The 17,274-nt window shown below is 50.9% G+C and carries 22 protein-coding genes; 21 read left to right on the top strand and 1 reads right to left on the bottom strand.

Annotated features, from left to right (window positions below; translation table 11 throughout):
• Positions 1-136 precede the first annotated feature (136 nt).
• Complete coding sequence (locus tag ACKU35_RS07145; protein ID WP_319764493.1) at positions 137-469, bottom strand: hypothetical protein; 333 nt, start codon at positions 467-469, stop codon at positions 137-139.
• Between the two features lie 370 nt (positions 470-839).
• Here ACKU35_RS07145 and ACKU35_RS07150 point away from each other — a divergent pair, with 370 nt between their 5' ends.
• The 21 genes from ACKU35_RS07150 to ACKU35_RS07250 all read left to right on the top strand — a co-directional run bounded on the left by ACKU35_RS07150 (position 840) and on the right by ACKU35_RS07250 (position 17,235).
• Positions 840-1,025: a hypothetical protein gene (locus ACKU35_RS07150; protein WP_319764495.1), complete on the top strand. Its 186-nt coding sequence runs from the start codon at positions 840-842 to the stop codon at positions 1,023-1,025.
• The gene (locus tag ACKU35_RS07155; protein ID WP_319764497.1) at positions 1,025-1,420 is read left to right on the top strand and encodes a hypothetical protein; all 396 of its coding nucleotides are present in this window, start codon (positions 1,025-1,027) and stop codon (positions 1,418-1,420) included. Before ACKU35_RS07150 ends, ACKU35_RS07155 begins: the two co-directional genes overlap by 1 nt.
• A gap of 6 nt (positions 1,421-1,426) precedes the next feature.
• Positions 1,427-1,666, top strand: a complete 240-nt coding sequence (locus tag ACKU35_RS07160; RefSeq protein WP_319764499.1) for a hypothetical protein — start codon at positions 1,427-1,429, stop codon at positions 1,664-1,666.
• A gap of 8 nt (positions 1,667-1,674) precedes the next feature.
• Positions 1,675-1,908 (top strand): hypothetical protein, encoded by a 234-nt coding sequence (locus tag ACKU35_RS07165; protein ID WP_319764501.1) that lies wholly within the window; start codon positions 1,675-1,677, stop codon positions 1,906-1,908.
• Positions 1,909-2,373, top strand: a complete 465-nt coding sequence (locus ACKU35_RS07170) for a hypothetical protein (RefSeq protein ID WP_319764503.1) — start codon at positions 1,909-1,911, stop codon at positions 2,371-2,373.
• On the top strand, positions 2,373-2,831 hold the full coding sequence (locus ACKU35_RS07175) for a hypothetical protein (protein WP_319764505.1): 459 nt from the start codon (positions 2,373-2,375) through the stop codon (positions 2,829-2,831). The genes ACKU35_RS07170 and ACKU35_RS07175 overlap by 1 nt, the downstream gene beginning before the upstream one ends.
• Positions 2,809-4,320, top strand: coding sequence for a hypothetical protein (locus ACKU35_RS07180; protein WP_319764507.1), 1,512 nt, complete (start codon positions 2,809-2,811; stop codon positions 4,318-4,320). Before ACKU35_RS07175 ends, ACKU35_RS07180 begins: the two co-directional genes overlap by 23 nt.
• Positions 4,320-6,524 (top strand): hypothetical protein, encoded by a 2,205-nt coding sequence (locus tag ACKU35_RS07185; RefSeq protein ID WP_319764509.1) that lies wholly within the window; start codon positions 4,320-4,322, stop codon positions 6,522-6,524. Before ACKU35_RS07180 ends, ACKU35_RS07185 begins: the two co-directional genes overlap by 1 nt.
• Positions 6,525-6,776 carry a hypothetical protein gene (locus tag ACKU35_RS07190; protein ID WP_319764511.1) on the top strand — a complete coding sequence of 84 codons (252 nt, stop codon included), beginning with the start codon at positions 6,525-6,527 and terminating at the stop codon, positions 6,774-6,776.
• A 274-nt stretch (positions 6,777-7,050) separates the two neighbouring features.
• A complete protein-coding gene (locus ACKU35_RS07195; RefSeq protein ID WP_319764513.1) occupies positions 7,051-8,112 on the top strand; it encodes a hypothetical protein in 1,062 nt (353 codons plus the stop codon).
• 31 nt (positions 8,113-8,143) lie between these two features.
• On the top strand, positions 8,144-9,061 hold the full coding sequence (locus tag ACKU35_RS07200; protein WP_319764515.1) for a hypothetical protein: 918 nt from the start codon (positions 8,144-8,146) through the stop codon (positions 9,059-9,061).
• A 52-nt stretch (positions 9,062-9,113) separates the two neighbouring features.
• Positions 9,114-9,605, top strand: a complete 492-nt coding sequence (locus ACKU35_RS07205; protein ID WP_319764517.1) for a hypothetical protein — start codon at positions 9,114-9,116, stop codon at positions 9,603-9,605.
• Positions 9,606-9,608: 3 nt separating this feature from the next.
• Entirely contained in the window at positions 9,609-10,277 is a 669-nt protein-coding gene (locus ACKU35_RS07210; protein ID WP_319764519.1) for a DUF6682 family protein, read from the top strand.
• A complete protein-coding gene (locus ACKU35_RS07215) occupies positions 10,277-10,945 on the top strand; it encodes a hypothetical protein (protein WP_319764521.1) in 669 nt (222 codons plus the stop codon). Before ACKU35_RS07210 ends, ACKU35_RS07215 begins: the two co-directional genes overlap by 1 nt.
• A gap of 9 nt (positions 10,946-10,954) precedes the next feature.
• Positions 10,955-11,377 (top strand): hypothetical protein, encoded by a 423-nt coding sequence (locus tag ACKU35_RS07220; RefSeq protein WP_319764523.1) that lies wholly within the window; start codon positions 10,955-10,957, stop codon positions 11,375-11,377.
• On the top strand, positions 11,377-11,670 hold the full coding sequence (locus tag ACKU35_RS07225) for a hypothetical protein (protein WP_319764525.1): 294 nt from the start codon (positions 11,377-11,379) through the stop codon (positions 11,668-11,670). The genes ACKU35_RS07220 and ACKU35_RS07225 overlap by 1 nt, the downstream gene beginning before the upstream one ends.
• A gap of 9 nt (positions 11,671-11,679) precedes the next feature.
• Positions 11,680-12,396: a hypothetical protein gene (locus tag ACKU35_RS07230; RefSeq protein WP_319764527.1), complete on the top strand. Its 717-nt coding sequence runs from the start codon at positions 11,680-11,682 to the stop codon at positions 12,394-12,396.
• A gap of 14 nt (positions 12,397-12,410) precedes the next feature.
• Positions 12,411-14,009, top strand: coding sequence for a discoidin domain-containing protein (locus ACKU35_RS07235; RefSeq protein ID WP_319764529.1), 1,599 nt, complete (start codon positions 12,411-12,413; stop codon positions 14,007-14,009).
• A gap of 3 nt (positions 14,010-14,012) precedes the next feature.
• Positions 14,013-15,788, top strand: coding sequence for a hypothetical protein (locus tag ACKU35_RS07240; protein ID WP_319764531.1), 1,776 nt, complete (start codon positions 14,013-14,015; stop codon positions 15,786-15,788).
• Positions 15,788-16,090 carry a hypothetical protein gene (locus ACKU35_RS07245; RefSeq protein WP_319764533.1) on the top strand — a complete coding sequence of 101 codons (303 nt, stop codon included), beginning with the start codon at positions 15,788-15,790 and terminating at the stop codon, positions 16,088-16,090. The genes ACKU35_RS07240 and ACKU35_RS07245 overlap by 1 nt, the downstream gene beginning before the upstream one ends.
• Positions 16,090-17,235: a hypothetical protein gene (locus ACKU35_RS07250; RefSeq protein ID WP_319764535.1), complete on the top strand. Its 1,146-nt coding sequence runs from the start codon at positions 16,090-16,092 to the stop codon at positions 17,233-17,235. Before ACKU35_RS07245 ends, ACKU35_RS07250 begins: the two co-directional genes overlap by 1 nt.
• The last annotated feature ends 39 nt before the right edge of the window (positions 17,236-17,274 follow it).

The raw sequence follows: 17,274 nt of genomic DNA on the forward strand, positions 1-17,274 counted from the left end.
AGTCCATAACGGCTTGCTCTCAAAATCACCTCGTCCCGATCTTTGGACTCGTACAGCTCCTCGTTCTTCCCAAAGTGCTCACAGCCGTATGCTATCCATCTGTCACCGAGTAGATCAATTTGAATCCAGTTGTATCTCATACCCGCTCTAAAGATCCGTCAGGCATCCGTTTGAATAAGTGCTCACGATCAGGATCTACATAGACCCTCTTTCCACCTTCTTTGCATCGCAATATCCTGACTTGTCCTTGCTCGTGGAAATATTCAACGTGCCATGCGCCAAAAGAGGAGCCTATTTTCGAGGACAGAAAGGCCTGCTCATGTGTTTTATAGATGGAGGGGAAGCCGCAAGGATATGCCTTCTCGAAGTTCCCTATTGAAATCGCAGCACATTCGCCGACTTTCATGTTGTCACAGATATGGTCAATTTCTTCGCGGTATTCATTCATACCCGCAATTATCCTCTCCATAAGAACCCCTGTCAACCCCCCCCTACCCTCGCTCTGGCCTAGCTCTGGCCTAGCTCTAGCCCGACATGCCCAAAAGTCCGGGTTATAATGCAGGCTACTAATCCAAGACCCGTAGCCCTCCGCTGTTTTCGTTCAGGAAAGCCTCCCGTCGGCCCTCCGTCCCGACTCATGAGAAAGCGCGGGTACTTGGATTGAACTTAACCAAGTGGGGAATGATTTTGCGGTCCATCCTCCAAGACAAACTGAATTCGTTACATGTCTCGGCTAGACTCCTCGATTGGGGATTCAAGCCGGGCTTTGTTGCGTGGTTTGCTCCGAAGTGGGAACGGGCCGTTCATCCCCTGATTTACAAGGAGGAAAAAGCGTGAATGTGAGTATCTATGAAATCGCAGTCGCGTTGCTTGTAGCATGGCCTCTTCTGGCCGCTATCGCCGCTGCAACCCCCACACCAAAGGATGATCAGTTTCTGATTGTTCTGCGTAAGGTGCTGGACGCGATTGTTTTTAACTGGGGGCATGCAAAGAATGCACTCCCTGAAAACAAGGAGGGCAAATAATGCGGCGTATTTTACTTCTTGTTTTTATCTTACTCGTGGCTCTGACTCAGGGTTGCGCATTCAAAAAGATTTCGGACCTTCCTCCGGCTGACCAGAGCGTGGAATATTCCATCATTCTCATGGAGTCATGGAAGGCTACCTATCACCAGTACAACCAGATTAAGCCTAGCTTGACTGCTGACCAGAAGATTCTCGCGGCGGACTTTGTGCAGGCTATGAACCTCGCTAAGCCTTGCATCCTTGAAGCTACTCGCTGTGCTGAACTCTGGAAGATAGCAACCGCTGACCATTCTGCCGAAGCTGAACGTATTTACCGCCAGCAGAGCCAGATTGCAGCCGACATGCTGAAAGAAGCCATGAACATCTGGAAGAAGCTGAGAGGCGCAAGGGAGTAACCCATTATGGATTTGAGTTGGATTGAAGAAATCGAAGTTACTGACCAGAACGCTGAACAGATTGGCGGAGTCGTGACCAGTATTGCGGCTCTGGCCGGTGTTGGTGTTGCTCCTGCCGCTCTTATCGGTCTGGGTGTTCAGCTGGGCCTCAAGTGCTGCAATGGCGGATATAAGCCCAAGGGGCTGGAAGTTCTGCAGGAACTTGCCGCTGAAATTGAAGCTTACCCTGAACTGACTGTGGAGTAGAGGCGTTCATGGCACCAAAAGAAGCAATACAAGCCAGTTGCTGGCAGATCGACAGGAATCTCGGCTTGTCTGTGATTCTTGCTCTGGTGCTCCAGTTTGCAACCTGTGTCTGGTGGGCCAGTGAAACATCTGCCCGCCTTGACACAGTTGAGCGTGAGCAGGCCCGTTATGACCGGGTGTTGCAGGAGTTATCAACTATCAAGGCCGACATCGGCTGGATTAAGCGGTCATTGGAGAAATAAATGGCAACTAACGTCTGGGATCTATTCGGAAACGTCGTATCTCGCGATCTCCTCGACCTATGTGTAGGCAAGCAGCTTGGCACAGGCATGAGTCGTGACGTGTACGAGTTCGGGCCTGATCCGTCGTTGGTCATCAAGTTTGAAACCGTAGCTGGGAACTTCCAGAACGTTTTTGAATACGAAATCTGGAATACGGTCAAAGGGACTGAGGCTGAAAAGTGGTTCGCTCCGGTCCTGAGGATCAGTGACAACGGCAAATGTTTGCTCATGAAGAGGACGGAGGCTCTTGGATGGAACGAGAAGCCTGCCAAGATGCCCCGGTTCTTAACTGACCTCAAAATACAAAATTTCGGCTGGCTCGACGGCCAGCTTGTCGCTCATGACTACGGTTTTTCCTATCTCATGGAAAAGGGAATGAAGCCGGTCATGGTCAATGTTTCTAAGGAATGGTGGAAGGCTGAGTAATGGCAAGCAAGCGCGAAATTTGGCTTTGTCACTATCTCGACCAGAGCGACCCGAAAACATACCTCAACGCCGCAGAGTCTGCGAGAGCCGCCGGGTACAAGTGCGCCAAGGATAATTTTAAGAAGATCGGCTACGTCAACCGCCGGGAATGCGAGAAGCAAATAAACGACTGGCTTGATGATGCGGGTCTTTCCGAGAGTGTTTTAAAGCTAAAGCTCGTTTCGCTGCTCGATGCCAAAGAAACCAAGTTTTTTCAAAAGGATGGTCTCGTTAAAACAGCCGTTGAGGTTGAAAATTTAGGAGTTCAGCAGAAGGCTCTCGACATGGCTATGAAAATGAAGGGCATGTATGCGCCGGAGAAAAAGAAGGTCAGCTTTGAGGATGACGAAGGCAAGCAAGCGGTAGTCGGCTTTTTCGCGAAAGTCATGGGGGTTGATGATGACCCTGCAGGAGATTGAACAGAACGTCCATAGCAAGAAATGGAGACTTGAGAACCTTTACTACATCAAGGACGTAAAGGGCCAAGAGATCAAGTTCAAGCCCAACTGGGCACAGTCTCGTTTCAACAAGGACGCTCACTCTCGAAACATCATCCTGAAGGCAAGACAGCTGGGGTTGACAACATTTGCTTGTATCGACGCCTTAGACGACTGCCTGTTTAAGAAAAATTTTAAGGCTGGGATCATCGCCCACGTAAAGGAAGATGCCCACGAGTTCTTTGAAGACAAGATTCAGTTTGCCTACGACAGACTGCCCGAAGAAATAAGGGCGGCGAATCCGGCAACTACCGACAAGGCAGGAAAGCTGGCCTTTGCAAACGGCTCCTCGATCAGGGTTTCGACCTCGTTTCGTTCAGGGACACTGCAAAGGCTGCATGTCTCCGAGTTCGGTAAAATCTGTGCCCAGTATCCCAAGAAGGCCAAGGAGATCATCACCGGGGCCTTAAACGCAGTTCATACCGGGATGCGTGTGGACATTGAGTCTACTGCTGAAGGTCGCCTCGGCAAGTTCTACGAACTGTGTACCGAGGCTGAGAATCTTCAGCTTTCAGGCGGCAAACTGACAGATGAAGATTTTAAGTTCTGGTTCTTTTCATGGTTTCAGCATCCGGAATACCGGCTTGATCCACACGGGGTGCAGATCACCAAGGAGATGCAGGACTACTTCGCCAAGGTCGAAGCGGAAACTGGCATCACCTTAGAGCCTGAACAAAAGGCCTGGTACGTCAAAAGGTACGCGGTTCTTGGTGACGACATGAAGCAGGAGTTTCCGTCCACTCCTGCCGAAGCTTTTGAACAGACGATTCAGGGGGCTTACTTCTCCAGTCAGTTCCAGAAGATTCGGAAAGAAGGACGGATTTGCCGGGTTCCGGTTCAGGGCGGAGTGTCCGTCGACACATACTGGGATCTTGGGATGAACGATGTAATGGCAATCTGGTTTGTTCAGGTCATTGGCCGGGAGTGCAGACTGGTCGATTACTACGAAAATTCCGGCGAAGGCTTGGAATTTTACGCCAGAGTCCTTCAGGAAAAGAGGGTTGAGAGAGATTTCTTCTACGGGACTCACTACGGGCCTCACGACTTGGAGGTCCGGGAATTGGGAACCGGGATAAGCAGGATTAAGCGGGCTGGGCAGCTTGGGATTGATTTTCAAGTAGTCCCAAGGGTTGGACAGAAGTCAGACTCCATTGAAGCTGCTCGTAATGCACTAAGTCTTTGTTGGTTTGATGATGAGCATTGCTCACTGGGTATTCAGAGACTGGAAGGATACCGCAAGAAATTTAACGACGTGCTCGGGACTTATTCATCACAGCCCCTGCACGACATCTGCTCAAACGGAGCAGATGCATTTCAGCAGCTTGCAATGGCCTGCCCGCTGTTTAGCGGCAGAGGACGAGGGTTCAAGTCCCGCCCAATCAAAAAAGTTTCAAGGAGAGGATGGACATAATGCAGACAGCTCTACCTCAAGCAGTCACAGGCCAACCTACGGGGTTTAAGAAAGGGATGCTGTCCGTAATTCCCAATTCTGTTCTTGAGGAGCAGGAGAAGGCAGAGGCGCAGCGTAGAACAGACTTACGTCAATCCCGTCCTGAAATAGTGGGTCTTGCTGCTCATGTCCGTACTTCTTGGCAGGCGGCTAAACAGGCCAAGCAGCCCATTGAAAAGCGCATGATCGAATGTGCCCGCGCTCGGAAGGGCGAATATGATCCGATGGATTTGGCGGAGATCCAGTCTACCGGAGGGTCAGAGGTCTATATGATGCTTGTTGACGAAAAGTGCAGCGGTGCGGCCTCATGGATACGGGATATTCTCATGCAGCCGGGTGAGGAGCCATGGGGGATTGACCCAACTCCTATGCCGGACCTTCCGCCTGAAATAGCTGAAGACATAGCAAAGCAGGTTCAAATTGAGGCTATGCAGATGCTTCAGTCTGACGTGGAGATGTACCAGCAGATAACCGGACAGCAGGCTACACACCAGGACGTAGAAGATCGGCTCCGCGACATTCAGCCGCAGATTATGGAGCGGTTCAAGACTCTTTATGACGATAACCTCCGAGCTATTACCAAAGAAGCCAAGAAGAGAGCTGACCGCGCAGAAGCTAAGATGCGGGATATAGCTGTTGAATCCAATTTTAAAGACGCTCTTGACGAGATGATTGAGGACATTGTCGAACAGCCCGCAGGGTTCATTTACGGTCCGCTGGTTGTTCGCAAGAAGCAGCTCGAATGGAGGCAGGACGAAACAGGAAAATCTCATCCTCATGTGGCTGAAAAGCTGGTTCTGACCTTCAGAAGAATTTCTCCATTTGATGTTTATCCCGGTCCTTCAGCCACCAGCATCGAGGACGGAGACATCATTGTCCGTCACCGTATGAGTCGTAAGGCTTTGAGTTCTATGATCGGAGTGAAAAGTTTTGACGACGACGCAATACGGCAGGTTCTGGACCATTATAGCTCCGGCATGACCAACTGGCTTGCCATGGACAACGAAACTACTCGTGAACAACTCGAAGACCGTGGACAGGTTGTTTCCGACCCTTCCGGTAAAATCGACGTGCTGCAATATTTTGGAAGTGTACAGGGACGTATGCTCATTATGCACGGGGTTCCGACTGAACGTATTCCTGATCCTTTTGCGGAATATGATGCGGAGGTTTGGTTGTGCGGTTCCTATGTCCTCAAAGCGACCCTTAACGCTGATCCGCTGGGCCGCAAACCTATCTACAAAGCCAGCTTTCGCAACGTAGCCGGTTCTTTCTGGGGGCGTGGAATCCCTGAATTGATCCGGGATTGTCAGCGTACCGCAAACGCCACTGTGCGCAGCATGATCAATAATATGGGACTGGCTTCCGGTCCTATGGTTGGTGTTGATGTTAGCGCTATGGACCCCGGCGAAGACCTGACTGAACTCCATCCTTGGAAAATCTTTCAATTCAACATGGAGAACAAACCTTCCGGGCAGGCTCCGCTCTGGTTTTTCCAGCCTAATTCAAATGTGGGCGAACTGATGAAGACCTATGAATTTTTTTCCAATGAAGCAGACAACAAGTCCGGGGTTCCCAAATACTCATATGGCACCGGTAAGACTCAGGGCGCAGCGGGAACCAGTTCCGGACTTGCAATGCTTATCAGCAACGCTGCCCGAGGAATCAAGGGTGTTATCCGCAACATGGACAAGGGAACAATCAGACCGCCGGTTGAAGCCCTTTTCGACTGGGTGATGCTTTATCAGCCTGATCCTGCGTTGCAGGGCGATTGTAAGATAGTTGCTCGTGGATCGTCCGCACTGGTTGCCAAAGAGCAGCAGGCCGTGCGCCGCAATGAGGCTATGCAAATCATTCTGAATAGTCCGGCAGTCCTGAATATGATCGGACCTGAAGGACTGGCCGAGTTCCTTCGGGGATTTTTTCAGGCTCTGGATATTGGTGCTGACGAGATTGTCCCGCGTAAGGAAGTCATAGCCGCTCAGAACAACAAGGACATGATCATCCAGCAGCTGTCCGCGCAAAATCAACAGCTTCAGCAAGTTCTTGGCGGTGGGCAAGCCCCGCAAGGACAGCCTCAACAACAGCTACCCATGGGAAGGGCAGTAGATGACGCCGGAGCCGTACAGGGCGGTATGGAAGCAAATCTTTTTCCCGGAGGATAAGTGATGTTTTTTCCCCACAATAAAAAAGATTCCCATAACAAGACTCAGATTGCACACGCTCTATGCTCAGTAGCTGAAAGTCATGGAGGGAAGTTCATCATCAAGGAAATCGAAAAAGAACGGGAGAATTTGCACAGACAGATGGAATCAGCCCCGACCGACCTTTTCCCCATGATGCAGGGGAAGTGTCAGGCTTACACCGAGATACTGAAAGCGTTTGAAGTTGCGGAGGAGATCCGCCGTAATGCTTAAGGAATAAATTTCAATGGCAAGGCCCCCTGAACACATGGAACAGAGAGCCTTGCGCGGTTCGGGCTGGATAGCCCGGTGTGGCAACCTAAACTATCCAACACCCGACCTCGCAAGTCAATCTCCATGCTCAGGGCCCACATTAACCCTCATGACCGGGAATACCGGACAGTTTTGAACAGCATTGAGCGGAACACCTGCATTAACCGGGAGACTCGGCAAGCCAAAGCCGAACACCTCACCGGGTAGGCTCTGTAAAATGACCGGACAAAGCTGAATGGCTCTCGAAGGAGTTGTACTTATGTCCAAGGATAAATTTGAAGGAATGCCCGCGCAGGTTCGCGCACTGGGTGAACTGGCCGACGAGGAAGAAGCTCGCATGCGTGATGAAAGGAAGACCGGGGATGACAATCCTGATCAGGCTCCCGGAGAGCAGCAGCCTCATTCTCCCGCTGATCCTAAGCCCAAGCCTGAACCGCAGCCCGGCGAAAACTGGGAACAGAAGTTTTATACCCTTCAGGGAAAGTACAACTCAGAGGTTCCGAGGCTCCATGCTGACAATCGCGAACTGTCCAATCAGCTCATGTCTATCCGTGAGGAAATGACAGAACTGAAAGGACAACTTGAAGAAAGCCGGAAAGCCCCGGAAGGACCCGCCGCATCAAAACCGAGCAGTGTCGACAAACTCAACCCTGAAAGCTTTGGCGATTACGGGCCGGAGATTGTCGAGATTGTAAACACTCTGAACGGCTATGTTGACGCTTTCCAGAATCAAGGAACCCTCGTCAACAAACAGGCTGAAACAATCCGCACCCTGCAATCACAGATTCAGGGAGTTCAGGAGACTCAGGGACAACAGGCACAAGCCACTTTTGGTGAAAAGCTGACCAAGAAGTGTGCTGAATGGGAACGGTTGAATACCGATCCTGACTTTAATTCCTGGCTGGACGAAAACGGATTCAGGGAAACCTTGAATCAGCATGCCCAGAATGGTGACGTAATAAGGACAGCAAAGCTGTTCAATCGTTACCTGACTGAATCTGGCAAAGCCCCTGCAGCCCCCAAAACCCCTCCCGAAGAAGAGCAGGTTAAAAAACCTGCTCAGCCCGATCTTGAGGAGCACCTTGCACCTCAGGTCAATGGAGGGGGAACTCCTCCCGCTGACGCTCCGACCTTCTCAAATGGTGACATTCAGGTGTTCTTCCAGAGATGGTCACAGGCTGAAGCAGGAGGCGGTTATCCGTTTGAAGCGTGTGGAAAGCTGATCAGCTCCGGTGAAGATGCGGCCAAACTTGATTACGAAATATCCCGCGCAAACAAAGAAGGGCGTATCCGATAGCCCTTAGCGCGGCCCTCAAGCGAGGTCATATATGGCTTTTCCTGTAAACGGTGTCCCGTCTCATAGCGGGACCAACATCCCGGTAATCTTTTCGGGCAAACTGCTCGTAAAGTTCTACGGCGCTTCGATTCTGACTCATATCTCAAACACAGACTATGAGGGCGAGATCAAAGACAAGGGCGATACTGTAAAAATCCGGCTGACCCCGGACATCACCATTAACGACTACGAGAAGGGAACCCCTCTCGTTTATGAAAACCCGAACTCGGCTACTGTCGACCTGCTGATTGATCAGGGCAAGTACTACGGCGTCAACATCTTTGACGTCGATAAGGCTCAGTCTGACTACGAGTTCATGGATAAGTGGGCTGAAGATGCCAGTGAGCAAATGAAGATCGTCATTGATACTGATGTTCTTTCTGCTATTCCCGCTGACGCTCATGCAAGCAACATCGGCGCAACAGCTGGTGCGCAGTGCGGAAACATCAACCTCGGAACTGCTGGCGCTCCTGTAGAACTAACCAAGGCCAATGTGCTCGATAAAATCGTTGAGTGCGGACAGATCCTTTCTGAACAGAAAGCGCCTGCCACTGGCCGTTGGATGGGCATCCCTCCGTGGATGAAGACCCGTGCGCTGCTCTCTGACCTCAAGGACGCCTCCCTCACTGGTGATGGTCAGTCCTCTCTGCGTTCCGGGCGTTTGGGCGTTATCGGGGATTTTACTCTGTATGAATCCCTGAACATTAAGCATGTGGTTGACGGCACTGACAATTGTGCTTCCATTCCCTTCGGACACAAAAGCGGACTGACTTTCGCTTCTCAGCTGGTCAAGAATGAAACCCTCAAAAACCCCACCGACTTCGGAGATATTCTTCGTGGTCTGCAGGTTTACGGTTTTGAAGTGATCAAGCCTGAAGTCATGGGCGTTCTGTACGCAACCGGTAAATAGTAACAACTAAGCAGGGGAGTCGTTAGTTCGGCTCCCCTTAATTGGAGTAAATATGGCTGAAGTAAGTTTCCTTATACGTGATGATGGCGTGGTTTTCCCTTTCGATGAGAGGACTGCCGGGCGCAAAGATATGCGGCTCATGTCCAAAGCAGAAATGGAGCGTTATCGGACAAGCCTGAAACCGGACGGCAAGAAGTTTGTGGCTGATCCTTCCGCAGCAAGTGCAGCAGAACTGGTTGAGTCTGATCTGGCTATCAATCTTTATAACGGCGAATACCTGGAATCCACCCCGGAGAATCTCAAGACTCCCGGTGTAATTGTCCTGACTGCTAAACAGGCCGAGATTGCGCAGGCTGTGAAGGATGAACTCGATAAGGAAGAAGCCGAGGACGTACAGTCTGCGGCTGATAATTCCGACAACCTCGAATCCATGACCGTAATGCAGCTTCGCAGCCATGCTAAGGCCAGATTCAACCTCGACATGCCTAACACCATCAAGAAGGCCGAGGCCATCGCCATTATCAGGGCCAAGACCGGCGTATAGTCCATGAAAGCCTCAACAATCATAAACAGGGTCCGCAAAGACCTGCACGACGCTGACGGGATCAGGTGGACGGACGACGATATGTTCGACTACCTGACCTCGGCGTGTCGTGAGCTCGTCAGTTTGCGGCCTGATACAAGAGCCGTTACCGAATCGGTCAAACTGGCTGCGGGTTCTACCAGACAGACAATTCCTGCCGGAGGATTCCGTTTGCTGGATATAGTGCGAAATATGGGTGCTGACGGTGAAACTCCAGGTTATCCGGTTCAGATTACTGACCGTGATGCCTTGGATGACGCCAACACCTCTTGGCATATGGACGATCCTGAGGACGAAATCGACAACTTCACATTTGATGACACCAACCCCACGGTTTTTTATGTGACTCCGCCGCCGGCGGATTCGGTGTTTGTTGAGATGGTTTACTCCAAGTCTCCGGCCAGAATCGAGGACATGGGTGATCCAATTGTAGTTGATGAGGCCTACGAGGGAACCATCCGTAAATACATGATGCACCGGGCTTTTTGTACTGACGATGCCGCTCCTACTGATTTTCAGAAGGCAGCTCAGTACCTGAGTCAGTTTTATCTCTCTTTGGGAGAGGAAGCCAAGGCCAAGATTGCCTTCACTCCTAACCGACAGCTGCAACCATATAGCGGGCAAGGTGCGTAATGGCTGTTAAGTGGAAAGAGTTCGAGTCATATATCAAGCCGGATATGACCGGGTGCCCCCGCAAGGTTGTAGCTGACGCTGCGAGAAGGGCGGCTATTGAGTTCTGTGAGGAAACGCAGCTTTGGGAAATGGTCAGCGAACCAAGTGCGATTATTGGCGGTCATGCTGTGTATACGCCGGATGCCCCGGATGACGCAGAGGTAACAGCAATCATTAAAGCTGTATTTGTCCGTAGAGACGAGCAGGGCAACGAGCTTAGCAGGACTGAGCTTCAACCACTGAATGATTCCGATCTATCCAGAATGGGCAATTGGGAATCGTTGAAAGACCGGGCGCCCCGCTACTATCGCACCTATGAACCTGCCCGGGTGCAGTTGATTCCTGCGCCTACTGAAACGTTGACGGACGCTTTGGTTATGACCGTGGCGGTCAAGCCCGCACACAACGCAAAGACATGCCCGCAGTTTCTTTTGTCTTCACATGCCGCGGCCATCGGGTTCGGAGCGAAAAGGGATTTGGCGTCCATACCAAATAAGACTTGGTCTAATCTCGGAAAGGTGGATTCTTACCGCAGAGAATTTCAAAACAAAATAAACATGTCTCGCCGCAACAAGAACACAGCGAATTCTCGCAAGTCGCTGAGAGTGCAGGCCATACGATTTATTTAAGGAGAGCATATGCCGTTCACCAAGAATGAGAACAATAAAATTTTGGATATGTATCTGCGCGGGGAGGCAATAACTCCGCCCGAAAGCCTCTACTTGGGGCTGTTCACCGCAGATACCGGACTGGCCGACAACGATCTGACTGTGGCTCAGGAAATTGAGTACGGCAACTACAGCCGGGTCAAAGTGCGTGACGCTGTGACTCAGACAACTTCGGCAGCTGTTAACGGCGAGTCAGTCAACGAAACCGCATATGTATTCCCCGTGGCAACATCCCCCGGCGGTACTCCAACCCATGCAGTTCTACTGGATGCATCAACCGACGGTAATGTTATCGCGTTCGGCGCGCTGGCAATGATCGGTGGTTCCCGGCCTCTTGAGGCTGGCTTGGGGTTCGCCCTTGATCTGAATCAGGTGAAATGGAGCATGAGCTAATGCCCGGTCTGAACTGTGGGCTGACCCTAATAGAGTTTCCGAACCACAGCGGAGTTTTTATTCGTAAAGCGACTGCGTCGTTTGACGCAAAGACAGAAGCTGACATCACTGGTTTTCTGGTTATTAGTGGGGAAGTCGATATGCATTCGCAGACAGTGGCTGTAGCTCTCGCAACTTATGCTCAGTACGGCGGAGCCTGTTTTATGGACTCGCAAGCGAACATGGAGGCCGAAGGGCTGAGACAAGGCCCCGATGGAGCCGTCCCGATCAATTTTCAGCGTGAATTTTATTAGGAGTAAGTCATGGGTTTAAAATTCAATAATAACGGTTACGGGACACTCGGAGCAGGTATTACCGACGTCCAGACGACCATTACTCTATCATTAGGGCAGGGTGAAAGATTCCCTGAATATCCCAATGGTAACGATTATTCATACATAACCATACAGTCTCTATCCAATCCGGGAGACGTAGAGGTCATGAGGGTCACTGGCAGAAACGGTGATGTTTTGACCGTGGAACGCGGGGCAAGCGACGAGCATCCGGCGAAGGCTTTTGTTGCAGGCGACTATGTCTATCTAGGCTTGCCGGCCGAAGCCGTGCGTGATCTTTTTCAGATTGATTCCTCTCCTGCTCCGGGTACTTTCTCCGGTCCTTTCTTGTGGCTGACAGCAAAGACACGCACCGAGTTCGGTGAGGTTGTCTATATGGCACCTGATTTCGAGGCTGGTAAGGCGGATGCTGACGTTGCTGCCTCTCTGCCCGGATTTTATATGTGTGTAGAGCCCAACGGCGTGAACGCTGGAGAACGGGGTAGGTATCTTGAAAGCGGGACCGTTACAAATTCTGCATGGAACTGGACCGGAGGGACTGTGTACTTGTCCCTGAACGAGGGAGAATTGACCCAGACTCCGCCGAGCGCTGACGGTCAGTTTGTGCAGCCCATAGGTGTCGCTATATCTACGTCAACTATTAACTTTAAGCCTAGCTTCATCGTTATTGAGACTAAAACCGCATAATAGAGAGGTGAGCCATGGCTGAGATTGTAAAGGTTTGCGGTGTAGCCAGAGATAAGATTGCGTCTATTTGCGGCATCCAGAATATCAAGCGGATTTGCAGTATTGACTTTTTGGTAGTCGTTTTCGGTACGCTCATGTCTTTTTTGATTCCTGATGACATGGAAATAACCGAGGGGCACACCGTAGAAGGAAGCACGATTATTTCCGGTGATCCCGATAAATGGATTGCAACCAAAAGCAAGGATCATGCGGACGGTAAACAGCTAGTTTCTGCTATCATGAAATACTTGCTGACTAATCCGGTAGTGATGGAAATTCAGGTTGAATCTACCGCCAGTGTCCTCAAGGTTACATGTGCGATCGCAATTCTGCCCGGGCACTTTGTTATTACCGATCAAGGGCGCAGTCAGGTTGTAAGTGTCGTTGACCACGGGAACAACCTTTATACACTGACGCTCGCTACGCCGCTAACAACTGCTCCGGCATCGGCGTACCTTGATCCTCTTTGGGTGTCGCTTTTACCATTCAACTCCACAACTACCGGCTTTGACACCCAAGAACCTGTTGAGGTCGGCGATATTATTTTTGCGGATACGGGGCAGGGAACGGTATTAACAGTATCGGAAAATACAGGCGTATATAGTGTAACTCTAACCGAGGCTCTACCAAGTATTCCTGCTATGGCAGTAAAAAAATCTAACGCCACTCTTAAGGTCGGCGTAGGCGCCACGGGTGAATATATGAGCCCGGAACAATCACTTACACTGACTGGCACACCTACGACCACATCGTTTGACGTTAATGGTGGATACGCCACTGAAATTTATACTGAAGGAGGAATTTTCAACAGCCTTATTGTTGATGGTGTGGAACAAGAAGTAAGCAGTGTGAGTGAGACTGTTAATGAAGGTAATGCGACACCTGTATTACCAACTATGTCTGATTATACTCAAGACGGATTTACTGTAACCGCATCGGCTGATGTTGGTGCTGGCCCAGCGTACGAAGCTGCTGGTGATGGACCAGATGCTTACGGATGGGCGTGCCCTGATTTAATCGGTTGGTGGCAAGTTCATTTACCAGAACCTAGGTTAATTACTGGGTATGATCTATGGGCGGCAACATCGTTGAACTGGGATAGAGACTATACAGCCACTTCTTGGGTTTTACGTGGATCAAATGATGGTATTAACTGGACTATTCTTGACACTAAAACCGATCAACCTAACTGGAGTGCTGGAGAACAGAGACAATACCCGGTATCCCCAGATCAGGCATATGAATACTATAAGGTAGATGTTTCTACGTCAGAGAGTGGTTCAACCAATGGTATCGGTAAAATTCAGATGTGCTATGTACCGTATGTGTATACCACAACCATAATTCCGGCAACAGAACTCCCGGCAGTCCCTGAATCTGTATCCATTCCTGATAGACTACTCGATCTTCCCTGCTCTTTAACTTGTGCAATTACTTCTGGCGGTCTGGAAATTTCCGGTGAAAAAATTGTCTTTGAAGATAACCCGGCCCTTCGTGCTCTGGCTATGGCTATGAAGATTCCTGCGGGATGGACAGTCAAAGACTTGAGCATCCTCCCTGAAAGGATGGGCTAGTCCATGCGAATTTCAATTAATTCGTTTATGGGTATGGCCCCTAGGCTTGCTGCGCAGAAGTTAAGAGCGGAGCAGGGGCAGATAGCCACTAACGTTGATCTATACGCCGGGGAACTACGGCCTATGCCTCGTCCCTCTGCGCTGGGTAAGCTTGCGGCAGGAAGCGTGAAGGCTTTGTTTCTCTATCAGGATAGGTGGCTGACATTCAATGAGAACGCGGACTTTGTTCAAGGCCCTATCTATGAGGATCATTTGAATCGGGTCTACTGCTCGTTTGAGTTTCGTGCCCCCTCCTTATTTAAGAACGACGACATGTCCGTCAACGAGGACGGCGACGATGTAGTTGCACTGAGGACATTGGGTGTCCCTGCACCTATTTCTGCTCCGTCAGTTTCTGTCGTTGGCGGTACCGGAGACGTTACTGAATCCCGCACTTACGTAATTACTTATGTAACCGACCTCGGAGAGGAGGGCGATATCTCCCCGGCTTCAACTGTGGTTGATGTTAAAATTGATTCTACCGTTTCCTTATCTGGAATATCAGTTCCTTCAGCCGATAGCTTTGTAGTAAAGAAACGAATTTACCGTTCCAATACAGGCAGCAGCGATACCAAGTTTCAGTTTGTCGCGGAGATTGATGCGGCAGCTGAATCTTATACGGACTCCATAGCTTCCAGCGATCTGGGCGAAACCCTTTCGACTGAGGGTTTTGTGCCTCCTCCGGCAGACATGCGCGGGCTTATTGCCCTTCCCGGTGGCATTATGGCCGGATTTACTGGCAAGACTGTTTGTTTTTCAGAACCGTATCATCCGTATGCATGGCCTACTAAATATCAACTGACCACCAACTACGACATTGTAGGGTTGGGTCGTATCGGTTCGGTGTTGGTGGTGCTAACCTCGGCACTTGTCTATCTGGTGCAATGCGCCGATCCGGCAACGGCCAGTATGGATAGCTTCGACGACATTGCCCCTTGTGTGAGCAAGCGCGGTATTGTGTCCAGTCGATGGGGTGTAATCTACCCGTCAACGCAGGGGCTGGTTTCTGTTACCCTGACAGGCGTTAATTTGATCACCCGCGACCTGTTCACACGTAGAGAGTGGGATAAGCTGAAACCTGAGACAATCCACGGTTACATTCACGCTGACAAGTATATCGGTTTTCATCATCCTGATTCCGGTGGCAAGGGCTTCATCGTCGATCCGGTAGAGCCTGCCGCAAGGCTGGTTGATATCTCCCTGAATGCTGTGGCCGGTTACGTGCGGCCGGAAGATGATTTGTGTCTGGCCGTACCTGGAGGGGATGGACACAAGGTTTTGTCATGGGCTCAAAACTCTATGACTCCGCATGTCATGCAATGGCGGAGTAAGGATTTTCGCACTCCTCACACGCTCAATTTTTCTACAGCCAAGGTCATGTGTGACCCTCCGGATGTTGTTACCGCCGAAGAATGGGCAGTAATCCGCGACAAGCTTATCGGGCAGGAGGGTGAAGAGATTAAAGCGAACCCCGGTGGATGTCTAAATGATGGACATCTGGGACGTTACGCCATGAACGGCAGTCGTCTTGATGTTGTGGCTGCAACGTATTCACCCCCGGCTCCGGTTGTTTTTCGCTTGTATGGTAACGGCAAACTTCGTCATGCCTGCGAAGTTGTGGACGGCTACCCATTCAGGCTCCCCGGCGGGTATTCTGCCCAGTCTTGGGAAGTGGAGGTTACCGGATCGCGTCCTGTTAAAGAAATCCATCTCGTAACCTCAGTATCGGAGCTAAGTTAATGCGACTGCCTAGTCTACCTACACTGCCAAAGATTGAGGACAGAAGTCTATATAACATCCTGACATCACTGATCGGGGTTATCCGTATACGTTTTTACGGGGGTACCACTAAGGGTGAAACCGTAGTCCTGCATAAAGAATTACCGGGAGCCGTCGCGTCTATGGAGTCCGGTTTTACTGGGGTCTTAAACCCTATTGTGGAAGTTCGTCTGACTGATGGCGTTCTGGAAACGAGAACGACTGCTGTAAGCATCGAGAAGGGACGGATTGTTAATGTTCAAGAAAATGAGTGGGGTGCGTAATGGGCTTTGATGGGACAGCTAGTGGACATGGTGCCAGTAGCATGGGGAATGCCGGCAGTGGTGGACCTGGTGGATTCAGCAGCAGCAATCCCGGCGGTATGACTGCTCACGAAGCAGGAGTTCGCGGAGGCTATAAGGATGCTACAGGGACGCCGGGATCTGGTGGTTTCGGCGGTGGCAATGCAGGCTCGATCAGTGTTCATGACGCCGCCGGAAATCTTACCAGCACTTACGACAATAAAGGAAACCTCACTGGCATCTACGACAAAGCGGGGAATCTTGTGGGTAAGCCCACAGGAATAGGCAATGGCATGATGACCACTACCGCAGGATGGCAGCATGCGCCGGGTAATATTGGGAATCCGTATGGCATAGGCGATCCGCGCAATACGAATTACGGCGGATATCTGTCGGGCAAGAGGGGAATACAGCAGCGGGCCTATACGGGCTGGAATGATATCCGGACTGGGCTCATGTCTAACATGCAAAATATGGGGCTACCTCATACGCAACAAGATGCCTACTTATCCGCCTTTGATGCGGGAAATCTTGATTCCATTCCTGATTCGCTCATGGGTACCAATGCAAGACAGGGAGCACTGTCTGCGCTTGAAACAATGAATGGTCCGGTGATGTCAGCACTGGGGCTGACTCAGACACCGGCAGAGGCAATCAACGACCTCGCCCGAGATCTGACCTTTTCCGAAGACGGCACGATGGGGCTTAAGCCGGGCGGTGTTTTCTCCAGAGTTTTCGGGGGCAGAGCCGGATACTCAACCCCTATCCAAGCCGGGATGGGGGTTGGCGGCATGCTCACCGGTCAGGCCATGGGCGGCATCGGCGGCAAGATCACGCAGGCGTTAGGGCAGATGAGCTTGACCAGCGCTTTCGGTCCTATGTCCGCACTAAGCACGATGGGCAGCGTTTTAGACCTTGCTCAGACCGCGCAGGTCGCCGGGGTTTCCGCTCCGAATAGAAGCAATTTTTCTACAACACCTGAAGGATCCGGACAACAGTACTATCAGCAGCCGACTATGATGGCCTCGGCGGGGGCGGCACAGACGACCAGTCAGCCCAGCGCGTCAACAGCAGTTAGCTATGGTGGATTCAGCCCATACAATGGGTATGGGTATACGTTGATTTAGAAATTTGAAAATTGGTCTTTGAAAATCAAATAGCGAGTG

This window comes from Maridesulfovibrio sp. (assembly GCF_963676065.1).
Classification (GTDB): Bacteria; Desulfobacterota; Desulfovibrionia; order Desulfovibrionales; family Desulfovibrionaceae; genus Maridesulfovibrio.